We start from the raw sequence: 5,930 nt of genomic DNA on the forward strand, positions 1-5,930 counted from the left end.
GTGTTGCACTTTGCCAATGCCCGGTCTACAGCTGTTGAAGGATTCCTGGCTTCAGCATACCCGCCCAATGAATAGCTATTGCTGCTAAAAGAATACCATTTTGTCAATAAGGTACTATCATCAGATCCTTTCCACTGATAAATTTCGTATTTCCTTGTACCAGAATATGGGACATTGGTAACGCAACCGCAAATGCCATGGTTGACAAATTTCGCACCCGCACCTGCCCAGACAGATCCTAAGCCATAAGGCAGAATCTGGTCCTCCATGGCACTGGCCATCTTAAATTTCAGGTTATACTTTCTTTCCAAGTGGCCGGGGTAATATATCCCCCGGATAACGGCCTCAAGAGGCTGAGCCCCATATGTTTCAATCAAAGTGTTGTATGGCACTGTAATATGCCCGGATTTAATCTGATTGATTAAACGATCAAACTGCGTTGCTGTACGGTTTAACTCATAGGTCCTTAACCAGAAACTTCCATCACAATTCCATTTGCTCTGATAGTCGGAAGCCAAACCGGAAGTAGATTCAGTCAGATTCATGTAATAATCCAACATCGAGAGAAAAGCATTCTTATATTCATTCTCGCTGTTGTTCCACATGTAATCCGTGTGGTCATCATTAGCAATATAAATTTTAGGCACCTGACATAATCCGGAAACTGAAATCAGGCAGGCACAAATAACGACCAGTCCTCTCTTCGAATTAGTTGTCATAAAAAAAGGTGGGATTGATTTCTTATACTAATTTATGAAAAATTTAAATATCAATCCCTATTGAAGGCCATATTTTGACCAATTTCATCCTTATTATTTTTTCCACCTAAACTAATTTAAATATTAGTCCTAACTTTTGATTATATGACATTCTTTTTGTAATTTGGAAAATGTCATTTTCTTATCTCCGACATGCTATTTCTGCATTTTTTCATGTTTTGCCTTTTTCCGGATTTCCTTTTGTTTAATCTAATAAAACCAACTATCATGAAAATTTTTCTAACCCTCACCCTCTTCTTGTTCTCATGTTTTTTTGCAAATGCACAAAACGATGAGAAAAATCTTCAAAATCAGGTGGAACAATTAACTCAGCAGGTTAATACGCTGAAAAAATCAAACAGCCGGTTAAACTACCGTTTAAAAATGTTTGCTGCTTCAGAATCAAAAAAAAATCAGACTTTGTCTGATCAACTCGGGATGATGCAGAAACAGCAAAAAACTTACTCCGATTCCCTGAACAAAGCCGTCATTTCAGCAAATTTTGCCCAAACCGATGCCAATCAGCTGAAAAAACAAAACACAACCCTTCAACACCGTTTAGGTCTCATCGCTATTATATTGATTGTGCTTGCACTGGCCGGAATAATATCATTCTTCCTGATTGTAAATCATATCAGGAAAATACGCGAAGGCCTGGAGGAAAGAATCAATGACCATAAAAACATTATGGATATAGCCATAAAAAAAGAAATGCAGCAACGCGAAGAACAAAACAATTCCTTAAAAAATGACCTGAAAGGATTAGAGGAAGCGGGCAAACAACAGGAGGAACAATTAGCAGGACTTAAAAATAAGATAAATGAATTAAGCGAACAGAAATTTTAAAAAATCTTATAGAAATTTTATATGAATATCCTAAAAAGTACAGGCCCGTTGGATACACAACAGGCCTGTCCTTTTATATTTTGAGATTTTTAGTCGAAACGAATGGTCTTAACCGGACTGATCCGGGAAACGACAAAGGAAGGGATAACCAGCATTAAAATAGTTATCGCCAATGTCCCTATATTCAGAATAACCATGTTTAAAAGGTTAAGATTAATGGGAACTGTGGAAATAAAATAAGAAGAGGCATCAAGCTTAATCAGGTGAAAATGCATCTGAATCAGGCAAAGTATGATCCCTATGACATTTCCCCAAAGCAGGCCACGGCTGATTAAAAAGCCGGACTCATAAAGGAATATTCTCCTTATGCTGATATTCTCGCTGCCAAGTGCTTTCAATATGCCTATCATCTTTGTTCTCTCGAGAATGATGATCAATAATCCCGATACCATATTGAAACCTGCAACAAGCAACATCAATATCAGGATAATCCAGGTATTAAGGTCCTGCAGATTAATCCAGTCAAATATCTGCGGATATTTTTCCTTAATGGTAATGACTTTCAACCTTGATCCATCAGAAGTGAATGAATTCCCCACCACTTTTTTGACCTGTTCATCTACCTGGTCTATCTTCCTGTAATCATCTACATAAATTTCATAACCACTTATCTGATTGGGATTCCAGCCATTTAACTTTTGTATGTGCTTTATATCGGTCAAAATATAAACCTTATCAAAATCCATCATGCTGGTTTCATATACGCCTGAAATTTTAAACCTCCGCATCCGGGGTGGATCCTGAATAAAATACATGGCAAATTCATCACCTGTTTTTAACTGGAGAAGTGATGATAAATATTTTGAAATAAGTACTTTACTGGTAGTTACGTTATCTGTAACCCTGAAAATATCTCCTTCTACCAGCGATTTCTTAAAAAATGTCCAGTCAAAATTGCTGTCAATCCCCTTTAAGGCAACACCCTGAATCTGGTTTTCGGTTTTAATAATACCTGCTTTAGTTGCAAAAGCCTGTATATGCTGAATTCCGTCTATAGATTTTACAACTCTTAACGGAACGGCAGTTTTATCTATAGGCTTGGTTTCATAAGAATTATTACTATCATAATTGATAATCTGAATGTGCGATCCGAAACCAATCACTTTATCACTTATCTGCTTTTTGAAACCAGTAACAATAGCAACAGCAATAATCATTACAGACAATCCCAAAGCAATGCCAAATACGGCAATTCTGACAATTCTCATTGAAAGGTGATGGCGACTGTCTTTATCGGAAATTAGTCTCTTGGCAATAAATAATTCTGTGTTCAAAACGGATAAAATTTTTTAATAAGCGCAAACCTAATTGAATTTTTGCTAATAATCAAGTGGATTTTCCCGTTTTAAACACACTTAATTCCATATCTCTTTATGGCTTTTACATGCTTTTTCAAAAACATTATTGTTTAAATCTTCAGAATTTAAGCTTACTTTGCAATTTTTAGAGAATATAAATTTTTCTTTTAATTGAAATTTTTGACTTTTATGACATTGGCTGTTAAGACGGTTTTCAGGATTCTTTCAAAATTTGAATTCAAAAAAAATCTTTTCTCATTAATATTTATTCTGTTTTTCTTCCTCTTATTTCCTGAACTGTCAGCTCAGGAACCCATCATCAGGACGGGAGCAGAAAATACAGAAGCATACCTGCCGCTGTTAAAAGGGAAAAGAGTTGCTCTTGTGGCCAATAATACTTCAATCATTGATAACACCAATCTTGTAGACAGCCTGCTCAAGCTTAATGTTCAGATAATAAAGATATTTTGCCCGGAGCATGGTTTCAGGGGCAAGGGGGATGCCGGGGAAGCCATGAATAATTCTGTTGACCCGAAAACCGGGTTAAGTTTAATTTCGATTTACGGGGAACATGTTCAGCCTCAGCCCTCAGACCTCGAAGACGTGGACATTGTAGTGTTCGACCTGCAGGATGTGGGGGTACGTTTTTATACATATACCAGTACTTTATATTATGTCATGGAAGCTTGTGCCGAGAACGGCAAAGAGATGATCCTGCTCGACAGGCCGAATCCCAACGGATTTTATGTCGACGGGCCGGTGCTGAAAAAAAGATTTAAATCGTTTGTAGGCCTTCATCAGGTCGCCATGGTTCATGGAATGACCCTGGGTGAATATGCCCAAATGATCATTGGCGAGGATTGGCTTAAAACAAATAAAAAATGCAACCTGAAAGTGGTGTGCTGCACCAACTATACCCATAAAAGCCTGTACAGGTTGAAAGTGAATCCTTCACCCAACCTTCAGAATATGCTTTCAATTTACCTCTATCCTTCTCTGGCGCTGTTTGAGGGTACCCATATAAGTGTTGGCAGAGGAACTGATTTCCCTTTTCAGGTTTTTGGGCATCCGCAAATGACAAATGCCAGTTTCACCTTTACTCCCAGAAGCATAAAGGGAATATGTAAATATCCCCCTTTAGAAGGTCAAACCTGCTTTGGAGTGGACTTGAGGAATGTTAATGAAAAAGAGATCATCGGAAAAAAGCAAATCGATCTGAGTTACCTCAAATTTGCTTATGAAAATTTCCCGGATAAAGAGAATTTTTTCAATGAATTCTTTTACAACCTTTCCGGCACACAAGAACTCAGGAAACAGATAGAAAAAAATGTGCCTATTGAAGAAATCAGGGAAAGCTGGCAAAGTAAATTGTCCAAGTTTAAAGAGATGAGGAAAAAATACCTCTTGTATCCCGACTTTGAATAGGAATTTTATATCTTTCATTTGCAAATAACTATAAAATTAAAGTTGAATGGAACCCGCATATTATAAACGAATATGCCCGTTTCTGCTTCATTTAAAATTTCTTTTAAGTTGAAATTTCTTTTTGTCGTTCAGGGAGAAGGAAGAGGCCACCTCACCGAAGCCGTTTCACTTTATGAACTGCTCAGGGATAACGGGCATGAAGTAAGCCGCGTGCTGATCGGAAGGAACAACAGAAGAATCCTCCCTGAATTTATAAGCCAACGTATTGCCCCACCTGTTGAAACATTTGAAAGTCCGGACTTTCTGGTTGACAAGTCTGGCAAAAGCCTTAGAATTGCTGCTTCTTTAATATATAACCTTGGAATTTGCCGCCGCTTCTTCAAAAGTATAGCCTTTCTCAGGAAAACCATACAAAATGACAAACCTGATGTGGTCATTAATTTTTATGAACTGCTCTGCGGTTTGACGTATTTTGTTTATCGGCCTCAAACGCCCTGTGTATGCCTGGGCCATCATTTAATCATGCAACATCCGGATTTCCATTTTCCAACGGAAAGAAAAATTGAGAAATTTTTGTTGAAGCTGAATACCAGGCTTACCTGCATAGGAGCACAGAAATTACTGGCCCTCTCGTATAAAAAATGGCCTGATGTCCCAGATAGAAAATTATATATCCTTCCTCCTCTCCTGCGCAAAGAAATTTTAAACATGCAACCCGAAACAGGGTCTTTCCTGTTGGTTTATTTGCTAAATCCGGGCTATATCGACGAAATCATTTCCTGGCATAAGGATTATCCGGACGTGATCGTGCATTGCTTTTGCGACTCTCCACCGCAATTTAAATATCCCGGACTCACTTTCCATGTGATCAACGACAGGCTTTTTGAAGAATACCTCAGAACCTGTTCCGGATTTATTACCTCTGCCGGATTTGAAGCGTTGTGCGAAGCCCTTTACCTTGATAAACCCGTTATGATGGTGCCTACGGGCCATCACTATGAGCAATTCTGCAATGCTTATGCTGCTTCAAAAAACGGACTCTGCCTTTCAGAAAAAAAATTCAATATCTCCTCTTTCTTGAATTATATGAAGAATCCTTGCCCGGACAGAGAAAAATATAAATCATGGATCCATTCTTTTCAATCAGAATTTCAGAAACATCTCGCAGAAATTTCTAATTTTAAGTCTTGATAGATAAAATCGAATATGCATCTGCAAAAAAACCATATCATAATCAAAAATGCCCCAAATGGAAAATGGATGATTTTTTTTATGGTTTCCTTATTGTCGTTCTCCCTGGATAAAATTACCGCCCAGGTAGGAGGCAGTTCAACCTATGATTTTCTGGAGCTCCCGGTATCAGCTCGTACCACCGCCCTGGGAGGGAAACTAAATGCACTCAGCGACGATGATTTATCCCTTGCTGCCAATAATCCATCCCTGCTTATTCCGGAAATGGACAACCACCTGTTTTTCAATTATGTTGATTACATTGCCGACATTAATTATGGTTATGCATCCTATTCAAGAAATCAAAAAGGAA

General features: G+C 38.1%; 6 protein-coding genes. 4 read left to right on the plus strand and 2 right to left on the minus strand.

The annotated features are described in order from the left end of the window. Window positions 1-719: glycoside hydrolase (locus Q8907_11505; protein MDP4274893.1), on the minus strand; the 719-nt coding region annotated here is incomplete at its 3' end. Between the two features lie 267 nt (window positions 720-986). Here Q8907_11505 and Q8907_11510 point away from each other — a divergent pair. Beyond that, window positions 987-1,604, plus strand: a complete 618-nt coding sequence (locus tag Q8907_11510) for a hypothetical protein (protein ID MDP4274894.1) — start codon at window positions 987-989, stop codon at window positions 1,602-1,604. A gap of 89 nt (window positions 1,605-1,693) precedes the next feature. Here Q8907_11510 and Q8907_11515 read toward each other — a convergent pair whose 3' ends face one another. Next, on the minus strand, window positions 1,694-2,938 hold the full coding sequence (locus Q8907_11515; GenBank protein MDP4274895.1) for an ABC transporter permease: 1,245 nt from the start codon (window positions 2,936-2,938) through the stop codon (window positions 1,694-1,696). 213 nt (window positions 2,939-3,151) lie between these two features. Here Q8907_11515 and Q8907_11520 point away from each other — a divergent pair, with 213 nt between their 5' ends. The 3 genes from Q8907_11520 to Q8907_11530 all read left to right on the plus strand — a co-directional run. Then, on the plus strand, window positions 3,152-4,387 hold the full coding sequence (locus Q8907_11520; protein ID MDP4274896.1) for a DUF1343 domain-containing protein: 1,236 nt from the start codon (window positions 3,152-3,154) through the stop codon (window positions 4,385-4,387). Between the two features lie 108 nt (window positions 4,388-4,495). Continuing rightward, a complete protein-coding gene (locus tag Q8907_11525; protein MDP4274897.1) occupies window positions 4,496-5,578 on the plus strand; it encodes a glycosyltransferase family protein in 1,083 nt (360 codons plus the stop codon). Between the two features lie 69 nt (window positions 5,579-5,647). After that, on the plus strand, window positions 5,648-5,930 hold a 283-nt coding region (locus tag Q8907_11530), incomplete at its 3' end, for a penicillin-binding protein (GenBank protein MDP4274898.1).

The organism is Bacteroidota bacterium (assembly GCA_030706565.1).
GTDB lineage: Bacteria > Bacteroidota > Bacteroidia > Bacteroidales > JAUZOH01 > JAUZOH01.

What these genes read in the sequence shown, in the direction of transcription:
- Q8907_11510 (MDP4274894.1), top strand. Translation starts at nt 987, where the DNA reads ATGAAAATTTTTCTAACCCTCACCCTCTTCTTGTTCTCATGTTTTTTT.
- Q8907_11520 (MDP4274896.1), top strand. Translation starts at nt 3,152, where the DNA reads ATGACATTGGCTGTTAAGACGGTTTTCAGGATTCTTTCAAAATTTGAA.